Origin of the sequence: Bartonella sp. AC535YNZD, assembly GCF_042196625.1 — a bacterium.
In the GTDB taxonomy this organism is placed as follows: Bacteria; Pseudomonadota; Alphaproteobacteria; order Rhizobiales; family Rhizobiaceae; genus Bartonella.
Genome location: NZ_JBHIQP010000013.1, coordinates 1 through 18,600, shown reverse-complemented (window position 1 = coordinate 18,600; position 18,600 = coordinate 1). Strand labels below are relative to the sequence as shown.

Genomic DNA, 18,600 nt, shown 5'->3' with positions numbered 1-18,600 from the left:
TGAAAAACTCACGATTTTATGGCATAAACAACCGGTACATTAACAGGGCGTGTTTCTGCCTCGCCCGTTGAAGAAAGTGTTATCTTGTGCGTATGCACTCCAGCAGGTTGTGTTGTTCCTCCAAGAACGGCATAGTGATAAGAGGGGTTTCTTCTACCAATATCATTGGCACTCCATCCCACTCCATTATACTGAAACTCGTGTGTATGCTGCCCCGCCGATTCAACACTACAAGCATGTGTGTGCGATTTAAGGCAATCTTGCTGTATATCAGCAAATTTTCTACTTCTGTCTAAACCGCGACCATTATCAAAGCCGCGCAAAAACATTCCTCTAAAGTCTGGAACTTTAAAGGTTGTATCGCTGTTTTTTCCCCATTTATCCCCTATCGCCTTGAATAATTGCGGATAATCCTTGCGTTCATAAGTAGCGCCATCACATAAAAGCCAACCGTTTGGCACTTCTTGCATAGCAAAGGTCGCAATAAAACCGCAAGGAAAGGTTTCGACCTTTGGTAGTGGAATGGGGGTAGGGTTTAAAAGATACCAGCCATCAAGACCTTTTGTTGATACGCCATCATTATAGACTATTTCATAAATACCGCCCGTTTGTAACTCACCACCTATCAATGGTACTATCCCCGTGCTGGTGGCTTTATAGAGTGGCTTTGCTCCTATATTATTCATGTTTATTGTTGTCGTACCAATATTTATACCACGCGCCTTAAAGCGGATAATGATATCGTTTTTATATTTCGCTATCGGCGACACCGTCGTCAACGTGATTGATGTTGTTTGTTCCTTTCCATTCACAATAAACTTTGAGTCAAGAGAACCACCATTATCGGCAAGATATTCACGTATACGCTGCATCATGACCCGCGCACTATCATTAACAGAACTAGGTGGCTGCCCTTCTGCCCAATTAATGATACTATCGGAATTGGCATTTTGATCAGCTGTGAGTGACCAGTCATAAATATCAGACATGATAAGCCCCCGTTCTTCTTAATAGCTCTTCGCGCAATTGCTCTTCTTTTTGCCGCCCATAGGAACCAACAGATTGCCGCCTAGAGGGATCAATGAGAGGTGTTAAATCTGTCGGTCCCCCAGTCGATTGTGAGAAACCCGCCATGACTGGTTGCTGTAACATTTGTTGCTGTACCATCTGTGCCTGCTGTTTTTGTCGTTCTCCATTCTCTCTCATTAAATGAAGCAAACCGGAAAAGCCCTTTTTAAGAGCACCTGCATCAATACCTTGTGCTTGTAATGGTGTAGTTTCCATAACCTGTCCTGTTAAATTGTCTCTGCTTTCAGGTGCCATCATTCTGTTTGGGAATGGCGTGTCATATGCCATCAATTGGTTGTCCCCTTGATCACCTTGCCCCACTTGATTACCTTGAATTGTCTTTTGAAGCCTCTCAAACCCACGCAAAGGCCCCACCTCGTTTGGTGCTGCTTGTCCATTGCTTTGGTTTTGCTGTATCGTTTTCTTCAAAGCATCTCCCGTTTTATTATAAAGTCCATAAATATGATTCATAAAATCCCTTGCTGTAGCTTCCATGTTGCCACCGTTGAGTGTGACTGCCTGTCGACCTAAAAGCTGGCTTGCTGGAATATGTGGATTTTTGATAAGTTTTACTGCCCCTGCTGGTCCTTGTTGGTGTGCGAGGTAAAGCTCTGCCTCTGATGGCTCTCTGCCTAATGCTGTGGCTAAATAACGCGTATTATCCTTCGTTAACCGTGCCATAGCATCAGTTGCTTGAAAGGGATCAAACTTGTCATTCAGTTGATAGTGTTTTGCTGTTGAATCGAGAAATTGATACAGCCCCCCTGCACTGCTGTTCTTATTTCTTGCATTTGGATTACCATTACTTTCTATCATAGCAACACGTTCAAGAAAGCTTTCTGGTAAACCATATTTTTGTGCTGCCTGTGAGATAGCACGCTTCACATTGGGATGAAAATTGATCATTAGTTTATAACCGTTCTATCAGCACTGCTATTCAAAAGAATGCCAAGAAAATTGAAGAATTTTGTGTGGTCTTCTTTGGTTATTAAGCGTTTCTTTTCTGCTTCATGAAACTTCTTAATTAATTCAACGGCTTTTTCTCTTGCTAACCCAAAATCTCCTTTTTCCCGCGCTGTTATAAGCGCTGCAATATCTCTCTCAGTATCTTTATGGACGCTTGAGAATTTGCGTCCAAATTTCTCTAAGAAATTTTTTACAACTGCCTTGATGAAAGCAATCTTTCCTACACCCATAGTCTGTTGTGCCCCCCTCTCTTCCACTTCACCTATATGGTTTGGCAATCGTGCAAAAAGCTTTGTTCTTTCCACTTCTGGTCGCAACATTTTCATAAGCTGTTTTGCTTTATCCTCACCATAACTCCGCTGCAATTTTTCTTGACCATTTTTTGTGTCAAACAAACTCAAAAGATTGTGGTCAAAATTCTGTGCATTGCCTGCCGCATGTTCTACTTGCGACCGTATACCTTTTTGAAACGCATCTTTTTCCATCAACCCAAAATCCGAAAGTTGACTGTTGATTGTGTCGAGATTAACGCTCTTCTTCAGCGCTTGCTCTCCCTGCTCGAGGGCATCACCAATAGTACGCTCGTCATAATAAATTTTCCGTGCTTTAGCATAATCTGGAGAGGACGTATCCAAAACGTCCAGAATGCGTTGTTTGAACAGAGTCAAATCTCGCGCATATCCTTGTTTTCCTTTGATGCGCGCAGAATTAATTTGATCATCCAAAACCTCTTTCATCTTATGTAAAATTCGCATATTCAGCTTTGGATATCCATTGCTCTCTATAACTGTTGCATCCGCTTCATTTGGCATTTGCGCAATTGCTTTTTTATAGGCTTTTTGGAAGGCAGGAGTTTCTTGCAACCGCGATAAATCTTCACGAACAGCATTAGAAATGGGAGAAGCTTTCGCCCTCTCATAAAATGGTTCAGCCTTTTTCTGTGCTTGTTTGATAATCTCTTGCTTTAAATTAAGCGTATCTACTTTTGGACCCATCACATCTGTCAACGCATTCTTTACCCGCAATGCACTCGCATCTTGCCTTTCATTCAAACGATTACTTATGAGCGAATATGTATCATGGTCTTTTTTTGCTGCCTTAAAAGCTCTTGTAGCAAGCCCATCATGAAGATCAATAATCATTGAATCAGGACCTCGCTGTTTTAATGCCCTTTCAAGTTTATCAACACCTTCATCCCCTAAAGTTTGGCTTACATCCCTAAGCGCTCTATCGCTTATCTGAAATGCTTCTTTTTCTACACCTTGTGTTATTGGTTCAGTTTTACCAAACAATTTTCCAACTGTGTTTTTGAGAGCCGCAGGTGTTTTTTTCACAATAGCAGGCGTTTTTTTTAGTGATCTTGTCGCAAAAGATGTTGCTTTTGATACACCACTGGCAACAAATGGTGTTGCAACGCCTAGCCCTGCACCAAACCCAGCAGACACTAGAGTATCTGCAAGCCCTTCCCCCTCACCACTGCCTGCTATTCCACCATAAATGGCTCCAGTTTTTGCTGCACGCCCCAAGCTAAATTTTGCCGCCTCTTTACTTGCTACTGCTTTCATTGCTGCTTCACCTGCAGCTTTTGCCGCTGCCCGTTCCGCACCCTCTGCTAAAGCAGATTGCACCGCCCTTTCTCCTGCTGCTAAAGCTTTACTGGTTATTTGTGCTCCTGCAACACCAGCTCTACCTCCCAGCACAACATCAGCCCCAATTGCCGCACGAGCAGCCGCAGTAGCACCTGCCGCGGGTGGAAAGAGAGCAGAAGCAATTACGGGTGCCGCAGCACCCGCTAAATTCCCCGCAAGAGATAGATAAAACTGATCTCGGTTCGCCGCTCTTTGATAGTCACGCCATCGCTTTGTTACTTCATTATATTTTTTGACTGCCTCTTTATCTCCCGTCCAATAAGCAATAGGACCCGCCTCTAATATTCCGGCTAATTCATCATCATACCCCATGGTTAACCCGTGAAGAGCTCCCCATCCAAAAGCACCCGCAGCACTTGGATGTGGACCATCTTCTTCTGTTTCCTCTGTTGCACCTTTATTTCCTGTAACAGAACCCCTTAACCTTTCCTTATTTTTTGAAAAAAGCTCTTGAAGCTGTTCTGGTGTATAGTCACTTACATGTCCAATGACTCTTGTGTTTTTACGATTAATAAGAGGGGGGATTACTTCAGCCATTGGTTTGTTTCTCCTTAATGCGCCCGTCACTATCAACGAACAGCATGCCTTCCGGCAATGCTTCTATCTGTTTTTCTAGTGGATCATTTGACTGTGCATGATTTCCCTTATAAGCATCTTGCCCATAGGCGGCTCGAACGAGCTCGTTTGTTGCTTCTGCACCACCAAAAAGAATTGCGCGCGTTGCTGCATTGGATTTATTGAAAGTGTCAATAACTGTTTTTAAAGATTTCTTCATTTGCTCTGCAGAAAGATCTTGATACAGTGCTGCTACAGAGTTTTGCAATGCTTGCAATTCCATATTAGACAAGTTTCCAAAGCCAGATGCGCCATTTGGTGAAAATGCTTTTGCTTTTCTCAAGGCATCAAGCCCGATACTCGCCTTCAATGAATCGAGCATATGCCCGAAATCTTTTGCCTGAGAATTAGGAAGGAACGACATTATAGGACCAGTGAAACCAACAACATGCGGGTGTTCCTCAACAGTTTTTAGCAATTCTTTAGATGCTGAGAGTATGCGATTTGACCTGTCTGCTGTTTCCAGAATTTGCATTTGTATTTGTTGATTTTTACGTTCATCATCCTTCTGTTCTTGAATTAATTTATGTTCTGCACCACTGCCTGCAATTGGCATCGCACGTATACCATGAGGAGCATTTTCATCCTTAATAAGCATATAGCCTGCTTCAGGCTTTGACAGCATGTTATCAGTATTTCCCCCTAATCCAGAAGCAGTGGAACGTTGTCCCCCTTGGACAGGTATAATTTTCCCTGTGCTTGTTGAGACTTGGAAAGTCATATCCTCAGGCAATCCTTGCTCTGCCTTTTCTTCTGATGTCAATGTTCTATAGCCTTCTTGAGGGCTTAACGTGTTTCCTATAACTTTCATGGCAAGATCTGGATATTGCACAAGGGCTTGTGCGTCTTTATCACTATATCCTTTAGAGCGTAAAAACTCAAAAATTGGTCTATTTTGAGCGCGTACATTATTGCCCTGCCGCATAACAAGCGCCGCATTTGAAAAACTTTCTTGCGGTGTTTTTCCTGATGCTAACCCTGCAAAAAAATCCATTAAATGCTCGGAAAATTCTGATTTTCTAAAACGCTCCCATAAGCTACTTGGGTCTGCATCTTTATGGATAAAGTTTCCAACTGCGTTTACATAATCGGTTGCCTGTTCGGGCTTAGCACTTGCTTTTAAATGCTCCTCTTCTGGTAAGTGTGCATTCAAATGTTTTTCTTCTCCTATGGGTGCCTCAAAAAGCTTTTCCTCATTATTTCCAGAATCGTTTTTCAAAGAGTTTTCCGCTACAGATTTCTCATTAAGTTGTGCAATATAATCCATGGCATCTTTCTGCTGTGCACGTGCTTTATTCTCATCAGCTTTATCTGTGTTAGCAACAAACGAAGATTGAGAAGGCAATATTTCAACCACTTTTTGCCCTGAAAAGTCATTCTTTCCTTGCTCTGGCGCCTCTTGGATCTTAACAGTATCCTTTGAAGCATCCGGCAAAGGGGGCATTTGACGCTTTAAATCATCCGTAGACATAATCAGTTCTGCTGGTGTTTTTTTCCCAGCTTCTCCTCCTCCTGTTTGAGCACCGCGAATAAGCTCTGTAGGACTCAATTTTTGTGGCGTATCAGCCCCATTGCTCGCATCAAAAGGGTTTGTGCTAAAAGCAGCCCGTTCTATAAAACTAGGCTTGTATCGTCCTTCAAACGGTGTGTTTGAAGGCGTGGAATGTTTTTGAAAAAAATATTTAGGTAACTGAAAAAGACCCTGATGTATTAAAGGACGCAAAACTTTTGGATTCATAAATAGTGATAAAGTATTAAAGCTGTTTTGTTCCATCACTGCACCCTTTCCATTTCAAATCCAAGCTTGCTATAATCCACATGCAAAAAGCCTGTCGTCTTATGCAAAAAAACAGCTTTAGGATTTGTCTTCAAAACATCCTGCGCCATCACCCCGCGATAGCGCTCTGGATAACCTTTGTAGTTGTATTCATAGAGTGTATAGCCATTTCTCTGCCCAGCCTCTCTGATGTTTTCTTTTGCTCTGATGTCACTAAGCCCAGCAAAAGTACCAAGGATAGTTCCAACATTTCCAACAATCTCCCATGGATTAGGTTTTGGCTGTGGAGTCAATGTCGTCATTTGTCCTGTTCGCGTTCCGTAATTTCCAGCAACAGCCCCACCAGCTGCAAGCAACTTACTTAACTGGTCCCAATCAAGATTGTTCTGCTGCTCCCATTTTTGCCGCTCTTCATCCAATTGCCGTTGATGATTGGCATCAAGCACACTCCCTCCCGCCAATGCATTGAGATTTGCCTGTCCTTGACCTTGAAAGAAGTTATTAGCGCCCGCCAACTGATTTTGATTGGCTTGATCAATCATTCCATTAGCTTGCATCATATTGTTGACATCTTGGTTATATTGCTGTGAGAGAGCTTGTGTTGCTATGCCGCCTAATTCATCAGCCAAAACGCCCGTATGTGCACCAGAACCATAACGCCCCGCGCCTGCTAGCGAACTGTTAATAGAGCTTGTTGCTTTATTTAATGCGTTTTGAAGTGCTTCATTAAAGTAAGGGTTATTGCCTATTTGTTGCCCTGAAGCCATATTCTTTAAGTTTTGGCTTGTTGAATTTTCCCCTGTGGCTAATCCATTTAAAGTGTTATTATCATAGTTATGCGTATTATTGCTAAGCCCTTTAATCGCATTCTTTGTTTGATCACTTAAACCCGCAACACGCTGCCCGTCATAAACGGCTTTTCCGCTGCCTTGGTTATAAAAAGTCATGGCATCTTGAGCTGCGTGTTCAAAAATACCTTTTGCCCATGCAGGGGGTTCATTTGTTTGCGTCGTGTTTTGGGTATTCTGGATTGGTTTAGAACTTTTTCCCATATTAAAGCTGCTTTCTATATTCTAAAAGATTAACGAGATATCCATGCGATTTAAGAGATTTTTCCCACCCTCGCCTGCCTATGATGACAAGCTCTTTTGCCCCTTTTTTCTTGTAATAGGCTTCAATCTGAGTGATAAGCTTTGTTAAGGGCGCTCCTCCCTTTCCACCAAGCGTGACAACAACCGCCCTTAATGCTCCAGTGACGAGTTCTTGTAACTGTGTTGTGACATGCGCCATAAAGTTTTCATGCGCATCAACGATAATCCAAAGAACTTTTTCTCCCTTCAAAATATCGTTTAAAATGGTCTCTGTATTATAATCATCAGGGAATTTTTGATTAAAATAAGCTATCGATTTTATGACATTGTCAAAATAGGGCGCCATTTGTTCAGCGCTCCATTTTTCTGTATTATAGATCTTAAAACTCATCTTATGCCCGCGGGTTTCAGCGTTACATCAAAGCCTGTTATATGCGTCCATGGCGTACCTTCTGGTATTCTCAGACGCAAAGCGTGATAACGCGCCCGTGAGCGGATATTATACATCCCAATATTATAGCCGGCATAACGCTCTTTAGCCCAATTTAATTGGTTCTTGTTATCAATGATAAAAGCCGCTCCAACACTTAAAAAACCATTTGTGGTATCCGCTTGAACAAAAGCCTCACTCATCAGGTTGATTTGCCTGCCCGTATCCCCCACAATTTGTGAAGCAATAACTGCTTCCATCGGAGGACCTGCAAAAAAACCAAATGTGTTGTCTGGCGTAAAGGCTCCCAAAACAGGCGCACCATTTTGCCACATTTTACTATCAAGAGAAGCTGGTAAATCTTTCAAGCTCTCTTGTACTTCGTCTAAGCCTTCTAATGTATAACCAGCAGCAAAGAGGGGAAATAAGAGAAGGTTCTGCCCCTTAATGACACTCCATATTTGCAAGAGCCAATCATAAACATAAATATGCATACCTTCAGTGTTATCATTGATAGAAAAATAAACACGAGAATAGACCGGATCAATACATGCCCTCATCTCATCAATGGCAAAGTTATTGTAAAGTGTGAAGATGGTTTTATCGACTTTGCCAAAACCAATAGGGAGCATTTCACCAGCACTGTTGATTTGATAAAAACCATCATCAGAGACAAAAAAAGTACAGTCTCCACGGCTTGCAATTGCTGTGCTGCTTTTAGCTCCTATTTTGTCTTTTATTTTTGCAAAACTGAATATAATTTTAGAGCCTGGTACAAAGGTTGCGTGATAAATGGCGGAGCGCATGAAAATAAGCGGATTTGTTGATTCCGTAGATCCTTGAACATATTCTCCATCGGGAAAATCTTGATAATCGCAATTTTTCTCCCCAACCGTCCAATGTGTCGCATCATTCAAACCTGACCACTGAACACGGTTTGGCTTATCTGTTAATTGCATCAAGCAAACAAAATCACCCCACACACGTACAAGTCCAGCACGCGGAGGATTACCGCTCAGATCACAAAACCTTTCATCCGTTTTTAACGAAAGCATTTGTGGTGGATCATTGCTATTAACAGCAATGATATGATCACCAAAGGAGGCAAAAGACCAAAGTGCAGTTTCATTGGCGTGATATTGTGTGTAAGGTTTGCTAATGTCTTTCCAGCCGCGCGTGCTGTTGTCATATTCATAAAGTTTTGTTGGTGCCCCCACAATGATGCGAACACCACCCAATGAGCGCACCGCATAGACCCCCAAAACCACATCCGGAAAAGGATCTGAGACCGGCGCCACAATAGGAAACGGAATATACGAATTTGGTGCAGGTAAAACGTTCACAATCTCACTAGAATAACCACTATTAATAAATGCAACATCTGGTCTATACTCAGCAATAGGAATAAAGGTCATCAGAAATCCGTGTGTTGAATTTTTAACAAATTCTTGCGCCGTGATGTTTCAATTTGTAGCGCATCGAGTTGCTCTTGAAACATGGCAAAAGCTGCCGCTGCCATCTGTGGTTCTTTAATAATATTGGTATAAATTTCATACTTTGCACGCGTTTTGATCAGTTCATAGGCTTCTAAAAACCATATGGACGCTTCTTGTGCACTCTCAATATCTTTTATTCTTATAGGGTCAAGAATAAGCCTGATAGAATAAACTCGCTCTGGTGTTGGATACAATACAAGCTTTTGTTCAAAATAAGCATAGCGTGTCGGCATGCCATGGCTACAATCATCCTCAAGATTCTCAATAAAAAGCGGATCTGTATGCAAAAGCTTTGATTTGCTGTGATTATCTTCATAAATGTAAGCATCAACAATGCGAACAGCCCCTGTCATTGAAGGATGTGTCTCTGCACCATAACGGCTTTTTCCCTTTATAGTGGTAAAAACAACTTCGCGGCTTTCATTGAAATAAAAAGGCAATCGTTCACAAAAGCGAATAGCCGAAAATATCGCCCTTTGCACTTGATCAACATACTCATCTGTTTGATCATCTATTTCATCCTGAATATCGTTTAACATCTGGATAAAATTTTTATCCCAAGGAGCAATGGTCTGTTTGTCTCCAATCGGACCACCTGTCTGTACTATTATTGTCATATTACCCTCTTCCAAATGTCTTGCGGCATCTTGTATGGGAGGGGGACGCAAGCAACAAACGCCCCCTTGCCTTTAACGATTTGTATAAAACTCAACAATCACCTCAACATCACCTTTGGTGCTTTTCTTGTCTCGTGTCATGTAAATCGCACTTTCAGCTTCTAATGGAACATCTCGTTCCTTCATAGGGAGGTACAGATTGCTATTGGAATATTGCGTAAGCCCTATATTTCCATAATCATTACCATGAGGCTCTTTTCCAAATGTAGCTTTTACATCTTCAAAATCCTCCATGGGATAAGCTGTAATACTTTTTATAAAAGCCCCTCGGGGTAGAACGCCAATTTTCGTTATCAACCCTTGGTCCGTACATTTAACACGCGCCCGTAAATAACTAACCTGCTGCGTAGAGTTGTTGCGTCCCTGCAAAACAGGTGGCAATCCCTCATCTGTCATCTCAACAATTTCAATAGGTTCAATAGGTTCAACAGTTTCATCAGGTTCCTGTGTAATTAGCGATTTTTCTGCCATAATTGTCATCCTTTAATAATTAGCTTGCTTCGGCAAAAGAAGGGATGACAATGGTACCAAAATCCTGTCCCCCTTGATCAGAATGCGGTAAGGTATAGCGTGACTTTTTCATGCCGATAATAGTTTTTGCTGCAACCCCAAATTCACGTTGATAATCAAACAGTTCTTCAACAAGTTTATAGCGTGTTCCCCCTTTCCCATCGCCTCCTGTTGCTCCATTACCAACGCGCCCATAAGCCATGATAACGCTTTGTGCACCAAGCAACACGGCACGGCGAACAGATGTTACAGGTTCTTGTGTCTTTGAATTGATACCATTGGGAACATGTTCAGCTTCACGTAAGATGACACCGTTATACATCCCCAAAGAGCCATCAAAAATTGGGTTCTGAGACCGTGAACCATCATAAGCTGCTTTGGTAATGTCTAACCACTGCCCGCTCTTTGTATTGGTCCGTAATTGGGTCACTTGTGTTGGGTGGAGATACATCACATAAGCAGATTTTCCATCAACACGAACAGGGCGCAAACGTGGATTAGCAAGTTTAGCGCGTTCAACAGCCTGATCTATAAGATCTAATGTAAAAACATCGTCTTTTGTAAGTTCTTCATCAGTTTTTTTCTTAGCTGGGCGAATAATACGCAATTTGCTTGGCTCTAATGGAGCATTAAAACCATAATGCACCGGTTTAAGGGTTATGGTGCGTCCTTCAAAGTGAATCCATGGTGCTGTATAACCTGCTGCCTGAATGAAGAACATCAAACTTAAGCGATCTGCATACCAATCAACAAGTCCATCCTTTGCTTCTGTTCGTAAATTAAATAAGACACGTTGTTGATCAATGGTGCCTTCATATTTTACGCGTACAGCATGAGAAAGCTCGTTAATACGCACCGTTTCATTCATAAATTGGAGTGCTTCTTCATTCCCCTCCAGTGTTTGTCCCTCGCTAACGCCATCCCCCATAAGTTGGACTCTTAATCCGCTCGTCACAGAGTCACCAGCGGATTTTCCTAACATATCCAATACTTGAATAATGCTGTTTTTGCCTTTTCCCATCAGCGGTGCAATGGGCAACGCTTTTGAAGTTTCCGTGTTTAGCATCTTAGCCCAAACGCCAACGGCTAATGGGTCATTAAGATTTACCTGTGTTACTGCCATTTCAATCAATGCCTTTCTTGGTTTTTAAAACTCGCCTTGCGGCTATCCCAAACGATAAAAATCACTTGGTTCTCTCTGTTGCGTCACCACGCACATCTCACGCTCTGCTCATAATTTGTTCAAATTTTTCGGGATTTTTCTCAACCCATACAGCAAATTCGGCTTCTGGCATGGAAAAGAGCGTTCTCACATCCATACCGCCTGTTGGAACTTGTCCGCCGCGCGCTGTAAGTGTTCGCGCTGCTTGAGAGCGCTCTTGAAGGGTTTCCACTTCATCCTTTATTGGTGCTTCACTATAGCCAAAAGCCTTTGCTTTTTGCACCAGCACCTCTATTGGGTTTATACCGGCTTTTTGGCATTGTTGGCATATCTGACGCAATTCAACACCAATTTGCTGTTGCCGAGCCATGGGGTCTTTCCATTGTGGATAAAGATCTGCCTGCGCTTGTAGGACACTGTCTGCTCTTTCATAGAGATAATCGGTGATACTGTCTAAATCCGGATATTTATCTTGTACCTGCGCTTTGGCTTCCTCGAAATAATCCCCTAACTTTTGGCGTTCATATTCCTCTTGACTCATGCGCTCTTGGCTCTCTCTTATGCGAGAAAACTCATCAAGTAATTTCTGTTGTTCTTGTACCTTATGACTAAGCCATGCAACATGTGCTTGTGGGTCATCTTCTAGGGAGGGAACATTTTCCTCACGGCGGCGCGTGATTTCTTCCTGCATTGCGGCATATTTTTGCGCAAGTTCAATAGCCAATTCACGCGCTTCAATGGCGCTTTGTTCTGCCTTTTGGCGTGCTTGCCGCTCTTGCTCTAGTTTATCAGATTCTATTACATCAGAATTTGGCTGCTCCTGAAGCGGTTCTACAGCTGGCTGTTCAGAACTTTCCTCTGCATCAAAAACTTCCTCAACTTGTTCAGGCTCGACCAACTCAACAGCATTATCACTGGCAAAATGTTCATCATAGATTGCTTGTTCTTCAGGCGTAAACTCTTCTTCCATATTCTGTCCCTTCAATGTGTTATTATATTTTTTGTCAAAACTCGATAGTGTTCCAACTGTGCCTGTAAAGCTTTGCGTTCTAAATCACGCTGCGCTATCTCATTTTTTGCCTGTTGAAGTTCGAGCTGCATACGCGCTTGTTCTTGTTTCAAGAAAAGTTCGATATTTTTCTGCTGCAATGCCGTTTGTTTCTGCTGCGCATCAAGTTGATAGAGTGTGCTCTTTGCTTGCGCTTCTTGCTGTAAAACAGCAATCTTTGCTTGTTGCTCTGGAGTTAATTGTGCTCCTTGGCTTTGTTGTATCATCTGCTGTTGCTGCTGTTCTTGTTGTGCCTGCTGTGCTTTTGCCGTTAAATTTGCTACCAATGTTGCCGGTAGTGGGGAAAGCTTTAAAAGATCTGGAATCATCTCCGGTGTTAAGAAACCACCAAGCAGCGGCAACATCTGCGTAATTGCTGCAAAAGTTTTCTCTTTTTCATTGGGGCTTGTCGGTGAATCATCAACAATAATGTCGTACTCAAGCGTTGTGACAGCTTCACGCGTCAACGGCACATATTGGGCATTCTCTTGTCCAGAAATACGTACCAAACGCCCATCAGAGAGATAATTTTGAATAAGATAGAGAATAATCTTTCCCTGCCTACACCGATAAAGCTTGAGATTGTCAAACAACCCCGCAAGCAAATTAAGCGTTGATTGCCGGCGTGTGTTTTCCAGCACATTGGCTTGGTTGACCTCCCGTGTTCCGATAAACTCAGCTGATAACCCTGTTACATGCGTTATCGCTTCACGCGATTCATTAAACAGCTGAAAAAATCCATTGGGAAATTGTGCACTTGGCTTTGGTTGAATTTTCCCTCCTATAAGCGCGCCATTTTTAACCCAAGTAATCGTATCCGTTCGCGCCCAGCTTTCCATAGCTTGGCGATCATCATCGAAAGCGTCTCGTTCTGCCATCAAGCCGCCCTTAGACTGGCTATTAAGGATATACATCACTTGGCTAAAATATTTATTCGACCATTTTTGTGGATCTTTTGCGGGGCGAACAATCCCGTAAAACTGGTTTTTAAGCTTATCCAGCGTGCCCGTGATACACTCCCACCCAAATTGCCCATCAGGTGCTAATGGCTTATCGGGCTTTGCTAAAAGACGTCGTCCTAGAAAAGCGCGCCTCACCACTTTTTTATTAAAACACACCCCTTGTAGTTGTGGCATCACCCTTTGAAGCTGTTCAAACTCCTGTTTGCTATAGTTGCGCATCTGGCCGGTTTGAAGATCAGGCGCCTTGTAAGTGATCTCATATTCAAACCAACGGCATTCAACCAGCGTAACATAGCGTTTCCTAGAACACGGCTCTGATAGAGAAGTCGCATTGGAGTCATCTTGATACGCATCAAGTGACACATGAGAATCCTCAGAAGCGGTTGTACTATCGATAGCCCAATCGGCGTTAAGATCTTCAACAGCAACATCAGGAAAAAGACTTTTAGCATCCTCAACAGATTTACGATCAACATACCACATACGCTGTGCGTCAATGAGATTTGGTCTTACAGCATTGGCATCCCAAACCATTTTTAAGGGATCTAAACGTTGAACAGCAGGTATCCCTTCGGGATCTGTATCATAATCAAGCCGCGTATCTGTCCAGCCCATACCGCAAATGACCATATCCTGAAAAGCATCGGAATCGGCATATTCCGCCTCCGCCTCATCACGAAACCATTCTGCTGCTCCAGTAAGCAATTCATTGGGTATTGCTGCTCCCATTTGCCGTGGTTGAAACTGTACTTCGCGCTTATTATTACGCTCCGCTCCAACAATAGCATTCACAAGGGGCGCAATGCGGTTAAAAGTCATGACAGGACGGCGTTGCTCTTTTAAAACCGCAAGATCTTCCTCTGCCCATTGACGACCATTATAAAAATCAAAATCTTCACGCGCCTGTTCACGCCATTTATTGACATGTTCAATATCTTCTGCGTACCAAGACTTTAAACGCTTATAGATTTCATATTCATCGAGGATTGTCGTTTTTTGAAAGTCTTGATCTAGAATGCCATCCATGATGCCGCTTCTCTTTCCATCGTGCAATAACGCTCTTGCTTGGGTTTGACACTGGGTGCTTCATAGACAACGCACATTAAACCAAAGGCATCCGCCCCATGGCTCGACCAATCATGCTCTGCACCCAAACCAATGCCGCGCTTCTCATCCCATTTCTCGTGATACCAATTCAGTGCTTTGCGCCCTGCTACCGTCATCTCTTCATTAAACCAAACAGACGGCAAAATACGCCGCACCGCCTCTATTCGCATCTTAACCGCCCCCGCCCCTTGATTAGGGATTACTTGCGTTTCAAAACCCGCATCATTTAAAGCACTCTCAAAACTCACATTGTGCACACGATCTCTCGTCGCACCATCATGGGGTAACACCATCAATGCCTTCTCATAACCATTTTGACGTAACCAACCGATATGTTCCGATAATGGCTGTCCCTGTGCTTCGTAATAATTAAGCACTCTGATTTCTCGCCCCACAAACTGTGCTATCCATATCGCTGTTGCATCTGCCTTGGCGCCCGTACCCCCAATGTCCCAAAAAGCCCGTATCTGCATTAAAGGGTCACGCGCAACACGCCCTATCCGCCCCTCTTGCTCGGCTGCCAACATTTCCCTCTGATAATAAGCACCTTGAACCGCTTTCAGATAATCCCCTTCCCAGATATGCTTATAGGTCTCTGGACGGTTTCTCAGATCATCCAATCGTGCTTCATTCAAGATCTTGGGAAACTTCGGATTGTCTGACCAATTGATCTCTACACGCTTGATTGCCTCATTGTCTGAAAAGCGAAACCGCTTCTCAACGGGTGCATTCTCTCGCAACGGGTTCCATGTGACCCATAACTCTGCTCGCCACCCCTCTCCCTCTTCTCGCAAAGTCGGTATAAGCGTCTGCCAAGCCGTCTCTGTAACCGGCTCTGCTTCATCAACCCAACAAAGCAAAATACGCCCCATGGATTTGATACTGGCAATATTACGGTCTAGTCCAGAAAACTGAAAGGCTATACGACCATCTATCGATTTAATCGACGACTCCCCAACCTTGTAATAGTCCTTTAAAAAGTCGTGCGCTTCAATGGCGCGCTTAATCTCCTCCAATGAACTCTCTGCTAGCGAATTCTGAAACTGACGTGCACAAAGTATAGTGCCTGATATCCCTCCCATACCAAATTGATAGCCTTTTAAAGCAGCCATCAAGGCAAATGATCTTGTCTTTCCAGACCCTCTTCCTCCCCAAGCAGCACGCACCAAAGCCTTACCTGTAAAAATCGGTATAAGCTTTGGAACAATATTAATCTGTCGTGTCGTCATTGACCAAAGGCGCGATTTCTACACGCGTTATCATCTTAATGGCGCCCCCATCTTCCCCTGTCACTTGAAGAGGCAAAATCTTTCCCAACAATGACAGATAAGCAGCGGGGCATTTGATTGCCTGTTTTTCTAGATAAGAGATCAAACCATCATCACCATATTTCTTACCAGCGCGCTCAGCTGCCTTAAGCACTGCTTCTTTCAAAATACGTGTCGTTTTATTTGGCACACCTTTTACTCGCCCTTGACCTGCCTTTGGGGGCGTTTTTTTTGCAAGTTTTTCAGTGGTTTTCATGTGTGTTTCTTTTTGTAAACAAGACAATAAAAAAACCCCGCAAAAGCAGGGCTCTGAACAATCATATAAACTTATAAGAAAGGTTATACCTTTACCGTAATTCTAGACACAATTCGACTAGTACAGCAACGCCATAAAACACTATTTTTCATATCCTGTCAACAAAAAAATCACGATATTGTATATTTTTTATTTTTTTACCTAAATCTAGTGTCTTTAACAACCAACCACTCACAATTGTATCCTCTAAACGAATCAATTATATGACTGGGAACTGCTAAAAAAGGGGGGAAACTATGGAACCAATATCAATGTATTTTGGCGCAATAGTAGTAATAATTGATATACTATTTATATCAGGTTCTCTATCTCTTCGAGTTTTGACAGCAATATCGATTATTTCTATTTTCTGGTCAATCTTTAGATATGTATTTTCGTCGCACTACTGTGAAATAGGTGATAATTATTATTATGATAGTCGTGATTTCACGCACGTACTGATATCTATAGCTATAATATCTACAGGAATCCTCCTCTACGAGTCCTTAGATGTGGGAATAATAGTACTCGTAATTACAGTACCAATCATGCTGTTTTTGTTTCTTTTGTATGTAGAGATCGAAATCACAATTTGCCTAGTAATAGGAATCTCTATACTTCATTTTTTCGGAGTCCCAACAAAAATTTTGTTGGTAATAACAATCTTCTCTGTTGGTCTGTATGAGTTTTTAGCGTCAAGAGGACTTAAAATTTTTTGCGATACTCATAATGAGCTAGTTAATTCTTATAATTTAGTGATAAAAGACCGTGACAACGCTGTTAGAGAACGAGATGAGGCGATTGAAGAACGGGACGAATTAAAAAAGAAATTCAAACATTTAGATTACTCAGATGATTACTTTTAAATCAACATAGCGATAAGCTTTTATGAAAATATTTGCCCAGCCTTTGCTTCAGTTTGTTAACACCTAATCGTCCAAGCCAAGCTCTTTCCTCACCTCTTCAGAGCTATAAAAAGTACCCTCTCCCCTTCGAACACGCTCTCTTACTTGTGAGGCTAAATAATAATCCTCTGCTTCCTCTATTCCACGTTCAATAATCTCGCGTAAATAAAAAGACTTTGTACGTCCTGTCTTAGCAGCTAAATTATTCAAACGTGTTTCGAGATCACTTGACAACCGAATAGATATCGTCATAACGCAATCCTCATCTTTGTATTCATTGTAATACAAATACAACGAATTGCACAGAAAAACGTTTCACGTCATATCGCTTGCTTTGGCAACATTCTCATAAATTCCGAAAAAAGTTACGTAAGAAACGTTGCTAATTTCGCAAGGACTTCGTTCATAATCACGGAGGGAACTGTTTCCATTCTCTTTCCCTGACGCGCTGCTATATCGAGAGCACGTGGTTGATCACAACGTATCACACCTGTTGTATGTAATCCCACTCCCATTAATGAAACAGCAAACCCTGCGGTTCTCGCAAAATTTCCTCCGCTTGTAATAGGCAAGACAATAGGTGTTTTTGTTACACGATTAAATGGCTCTGGTGACACAATTAATACAGGACGCGTTCCTTTTTGTTCATAACCCGAAGATGGATCAAGAGATACAAGCCAAATTTCGCCTCGCTTCATCACAACAGCTCTCTACCAACAGGCTTAGCATCAAACCATTCCATATCATCATCCGCAAAATCGTCCGAAGGATTACATTGCGCTAACAATTCATCAAGAGTATAACTAGGAAATGTTTGTGGTTTCACAACCAATTGTCCATTATCAATAGCCAAACCCACTTGCGTGTTTTCAGTAAGATGAAGAACATCAAGCAGCGCCGGCGGTATAGAGAGCATAACAGACCCTCCAACTTTACGTAATTTTGTTGTGTGCATAAAACACTCCCTTTAATATTATATAAAAATATAACATTCTAATGCATATTCTTCAAGAGCTTTTCACGCTTTTATGGAAAAAGAACAATAAACATCTACCATTTATTTTTTTTATCAAAATATTTATGAAGCGCATTCAGAGCAATCTGCAATGAATTTATAAGATATGGCAACGTTTGATCTTCACTAACAAGATATTGTAGAGCCGCATAAAGATTATACTGTTTATAGAGGCATTGTGTTTCTTTGATTACCTCTTGCATGTTACAAAACTGTTCTGTTGCACGTTCAACCCACTTCTCTCTTGCTTTGTCATCAGAAGATGATGGCATTTCATCATAAACAGCGCTTGGCAAACCTTTTGCACACGAATAGTCATTTCTCACTTCAAGATATTTTTGCGCAGCATCATACTGATCTTGAGTAAGCACGCCTTGCAAACATAGCCGCCCAACATAAGAACCAGCAAGCGGACTTTTAGCCTCTTCTATGGTCAAGCAGAAGCGTTTAGCACGCATTTCAATTGCCAATTGATTAACAGAATCTTGACGTACTTTCACTTGTGAAATATGAGTATCTTTCTTTTTCATACATCCCCTAATCTGTGGGAGCCCACATG

At 42.2% G+C, this 18,600-nt stretch carries 19 protein-coding genes; 1 reads left to right on the top strand and 18 read right to left on the bottom strand.

What is annotated here, in order from left to right; translation table 11 throughout:
* Positions 1–8 precede the first annotated feature (8 nt).
* The 14 genes from ACFIM8_RS07500 to ACFIM8_RS07435 all read right to left on the bottom strand — a co-directional run bounded on the left by ACFIM8_RS07500 (position 9) and on the right by ACFIM8_RS07435 (position 16,082).
* Positions 9–989: a tail fiber protein gene (locus tag ACFIM8_RS07500; protein WP_375607322.1), complete on the bottom strand. Its 981-nt coding sequence runs from the start codon at positions 987–989 to the stop codon at positions 9–11.
* The gene (locus ACFIM8_RS07495; RefSeq protein WP_375614741.1) at positions 982–1,974 is read right to left on the bottom strand and encodes a transglycosylase SLT domain-containing protein; all 993 of its coding nucleotides are present in this window, start codon (positions 1,972–1,974) and stop codon (positions 982–984) included. Before ACFIM8_RS07495 ends, ACFIM8_RS07500 begins: the two co-directional genes overlap by 8 nt.
* Positions 1,974–4,220 carry a hypothetical protein gene (locus tag ACFIM8_RS07490; RefSeq protein WP_375614740.1) on the bottom strand — a complete coding sequence of 749 codons (2,247 nt, stop codon included), beginning with the start codon at positions 4,218–4,220 and terminating at the stop codon, positions 1,974–1,976. Before ACFIM8_RS07490 ends, ACFIM8_RS07495 begins: the two co-directional genes overlap by 1 nt.
* Entirely contained in the window at positions 4,213–6,072 is a 1,860-nt protein-coding gene (locus ACFIM8_RS07485; protein WP_375614739.1) for a hypothetical protein, read from the bottom strand. Before ACFIM8_RS07485 ends, ACFIM8_RS07490 begins: the two co-directional genes overlap by 8 nt.
* Entirely contained in the window at positions 6,072–7,127 is a 1,056-nt protein-coding gene (locus tag ACFIM8_RS07480) for a tail fiber domain-containing protein (RefSeq protein ID WP_375614738.1), read from the bottom strand. Before ACFIM8_RS07480 ends, ACFIM8_RS07485 begins: the two co-directional genes overlap by 1 nt.
* A 1-nt stretch (position 7,128) precedes the next feature.
* The gene (locus tag ACFIM8_RS07475; protein ID WP_375614751.1) at positions 7,129–7,512 is read right to left on the bottom strand and encodes a hypothetical protein; all 384 of its coding nucleotides are present in this window, start codon (positions 7,510–7,512) and stop codon (positions 7,129–7,131) included.
* A gap of 41 nt (positions 7,513–7,553) precedes the next feature.
* Positions 7,554–9,011 carry a hypothetical protein gene (locus ACFIM8_RS07470; RefSeq protein ID WP_375607318.1) on the bottom strand — a complete coding sequence of 486 codons (1,458 nt, stop codon included), beginning with the start codon at positions 9,009–9,011 and terminating at the stop codon, positions 7,554–7,556.
* Complete coding sequence (locus ACFIM8_RS07465; protein ID WP_375614737.1) at positions 9,011–9,709, bottom strand: hypothetical protein; 699 nt, start codon at positions 9,707–9,709, stop codon at positions 9,011–9,013. The genes ACFIM8_RS07470 and ACFIM8_RS07465 overlap by 1 nt, the downstream gene beginning before the upstream one ends.
* A gap of 72 nt (positions 9,710–9,781) precedes the next feature.
* Positions 9,782–10,240: a hypothetical protein gene (locus ACFIM8_RS07460; protein WP_375614736.1), complete on the bottom strand. Its 459-nt coding sequence runs from the start codon at positions 10,238–10,240 to the stop codon at positions 9,782–9,784.
* A gap of 19 nt (positions 10,241–10,259) precedes the next feature.
* Complete coding sequence (locus tag ACFIM8_RS07455) at positions 10,260–11,402, bottom strand: N4-gp56 family major capsid protein (RefSeq protein WP_375614735.1); 1,143 nt, start codon at positions 11,400–11,402, stop codon at positions 10,260–10,262.
* Positions 11,403–11,499: 97 nt separating this feature from the next.
* Positions 11,500–12,411 carry a hypothetical protein gene (locus tag ACFIM8_RS07450; RefSeq protein ID WP_375614734.1) on the bottom strand — a complete coding sequence of 304 codons (912 nt, stop codon included), beginning with the start codon at positions 12,409–12,411 and terminating at the stop codon, positions 11,500–11,502.
* Positions 12,412–12,422: 11 nt separating this feature from the next.
* A complete protein-coding gene (locus tag ACFIM8_RS07445) occupies positions 12,423–14,477 on the bottom strand; it encodes a portal protein (protein ID WP_375614733.1) in 2,055 nt (684 codons plus the stop codon).
* The gene (locus ACFIM8_RS07440; RefSeq protein WP_375614732.1) at positions 14,462–15,787 is read right to left on the bottom strand and encodes a PBSX family phage terminase large subunit; all 1,326 of its coding nucleotides are present in this window, start codon (positions 15,785–15,787) and stop codon (positions 14,462–14,464) included. The genes ACFIM8_RS07445 and ACFIM8_RS07440 overlap by 16 nt, the downstream gene beginning before the upstream one ends.
* Positions 15,768–16,082: a hypothetical protein gene (locus ACFIM8_RS07435; RefSeq protein ID WP_375607311.1), complete on the bottom strand. Its 315-nt coding sequence runs from the start codon at positions 16,080–16,082 to the stop codon at positions 15,768–15,770. Before ACFIM8_RS07435 ends, ACFIM8_RS07440 begins: the two co-directional genes overlap by 20 nt.
* A 296-nt stretch (positions 16,083–16,378) precedes the next feature.
* On the opposite strand from ACFIM8_RS07435, the gene ACFIM8_RS07430 reads away from it, so the two are divergent.
* Complete coding sequence (locus ACFIM8_RS07430) at positions 16,379–16,987, top strand: hypothetical protein (RefSeq protein ID WP_375607310.1); 609 nt, start codon at positions 16,379–16,381, stop codon at positions 16,985–16,987.
* A 63-nt stretch (positions 16,988–17,050) separates the two neighbouring features.
* On the opposite strand, the gene ACFIM8_RS07425 is transcribed toward ACFIM8_RS07430, so the two are convergent.
* From ACFIM8_RS07425 to ACFIM8_RS07410, 4 genes are all read right to left on the bottom strand, one after another.
* Positions 17,051–17,278: a DUF6290 family protein gene (locus tag ACFIM8_RS07425; protein WP_375607309.1), complete on the bottom strand. Its 228-nt coding sequence runs from the start codon at positions 17,276–17,278 to the stop codon at positions 17,051–17,053.
* 113 nt (positions 17,279–17,391) lie between these two features.
* Positions 17,392–17,724, bottom strand: a complete 333-nt coding sequence (locus ACFIM8_RS07420) for a type II toxin-antitoxin system PemK/MazF family toxin (protein ID WP_375607308.1) — start codon at positions 17,722–17,724, stop codon at positions 17,392–17,394.
* Complete coding sequence (locus ACFIM8_RS07415; RefSeq protein WP_375607307.1) at positions 17,724–17,981, bottom strand: AbrB/MazE/SpoVT family DNA-binding domain-containing protein; 258 nt, start codon at positions 17,979–17,981, stop codon at positions 17,724–17,726. Before ACFIM8_RS07415 ends, ACFIM8_RS07420 begins: the two co-directional genes overlap by 1 nt.
* Positions 17,982–18,076: 95 nt before the next feature.
* On the bottom strand, positions 18,077–18,571 hold the full coding sequence (locus ACFIM8_RS07410) for a hypothetical protein (protein ID WP_375614750.1): 495 nt from the start codon (positions 18,569–18,571) through the stop codon (positions 18,077–18,079).
* Between the last annotated feature and the right edge of the window lie 29 nt (positions 18,572–18,600).

Bases quoted from the DNA above. Each gene is read 5' to 3' on its own strand.
- ACFIM8_RS07500 (WP_375607322.1), bottom strand. From the start codon at position 989: ATGTCTGATATTTATGACTGGTCACTCACAGCTGATCAAAATGCCAAT.
- ACFIM8_RS07495 (WP_375614741.1), bottom strand. From the start codon at position 1,974: ATGATCAATTTTCATCCCAATGTGAAGCGTGCTATCTCACAGGCAGCA.
- ACFIM8_RS07490 (WP_375614740.1), bottom strand. From the start codon at position 4,220: ATGGCTGAAGTAATCCCCCCTCTTATTAATCGTAAAAACACAAGAGTC.
- ACFIM8_RS07485 (WP_375614739.1), bottom strand. From the start codon at position 6,072: ATGGAACAAAACAGCTTTAATACTTTATCACTATTTATGAATCCAAAA.
- ACFIM8_RS07480 (WP_375614738.1), bottom strand. From the start codon at position 7,127: ATGGGAAAAAGTTCTAAACCAATCCAGAATACCCAAAACACGACGCAA.
- ACFIM8_RS07475 (WP_375614751.1), bottom strand. From the start codon at position 7,512: ATGGCGCCCTATTTTGACAATGTCATAAAATCGATAGCTTATTTTAAT.
- ACFIM8_RS07470 (WP_375607318.1), bottom strand. From the start codon at position 9,011: ATGACCTTTATTCCTATTGCTGAGTATAGACCAGATGTTGCATTTATT.
- ACFIM8_RS07465 (WP_375614737.1), bottom strand. From the start codon at position 9,709: ATGACAATAATAGTACAGACAGGTGGTCCGATTGGAGACAAACAGACC.
- ACFIM8_RS07460 (WP_375614736.1), bottom strand. From the start codon at position 10,240: ATGGCAGAAAAATCGCTAATTACACAGGAACCTGATGAAACTGTTGAA.
- ACFIM8_RS07455 (WP_375614735.1), bottom strand. From the start codon at position 11,402: ATGGCAGTAACACAGGTAAATCTTAATGACCCATTAGCCGTTGGCGTT.
- ACFIM8_RS07450 (WP_375614734.1), bottom strand. From the start codon at position 12,411: ATGGAAGAAGAGTTTACGCCTGAAGAACAAGCAATCTATGATGAACAT.
- ACFIM8_RS07445 (WP_375614733.1), bottom strand. From the start codon at position 14,477: ATGGATGGCATTCTAGATCAAGACTTTCAAAAAACGACAATCCTCGAT.
- ACFIM8_RS07440 (WP_375614732.1), bottom strand. From the start codon at position 15,787: ATGACGACACGACAGATTAATATTGTTCCAAAGCTTATACCGATTTTT.
- ACFIM8_RS07435 (WP_375607311.1), bottom strand. From the start codon at position 16,082: ATGAAAACCACTGAAAAACTTGCAAAAAAAACGCCCCCAAAGGCAGGT.
- ACFIM8_RS07430 (WP_375607310.1), top strand. From the start codon at position 16,379: ATGGAACCAATATCAATGTATTTTGGCGCAATAGTAGTAATAATTGAT.
- ACFIM8_RS07425 (WP_375607309.1), bottom strand. From the start codon at position 17,278: ATGACGATATCTATTCGGTTGTCAAGTGATCTCGAAACACGTTTGAAT.
- ACFIM8_RS07420 (WP_375607308.1), bottom strand. From the start codon at position 17,724: ATGAAGCGAGGCGAAATTTGGCTTGTATCTCTTGATCCATCTTCGGGT.
- ACFIM8_RS07415 (WP_375607307.1), bottom strand. From the start codon at position 17,981: ATGCACACAACAAAATTACGTAAAGTTGGAGGGTCTGTTATGCTCTCT.
- ACFIM8_RS07410 (WP_375614750.1), bottom strand. From the start codon at position 18,571: ATGAAAAAGAAAGATACTCATATTTCACAAGTGAAAGTACGTCAAGAT.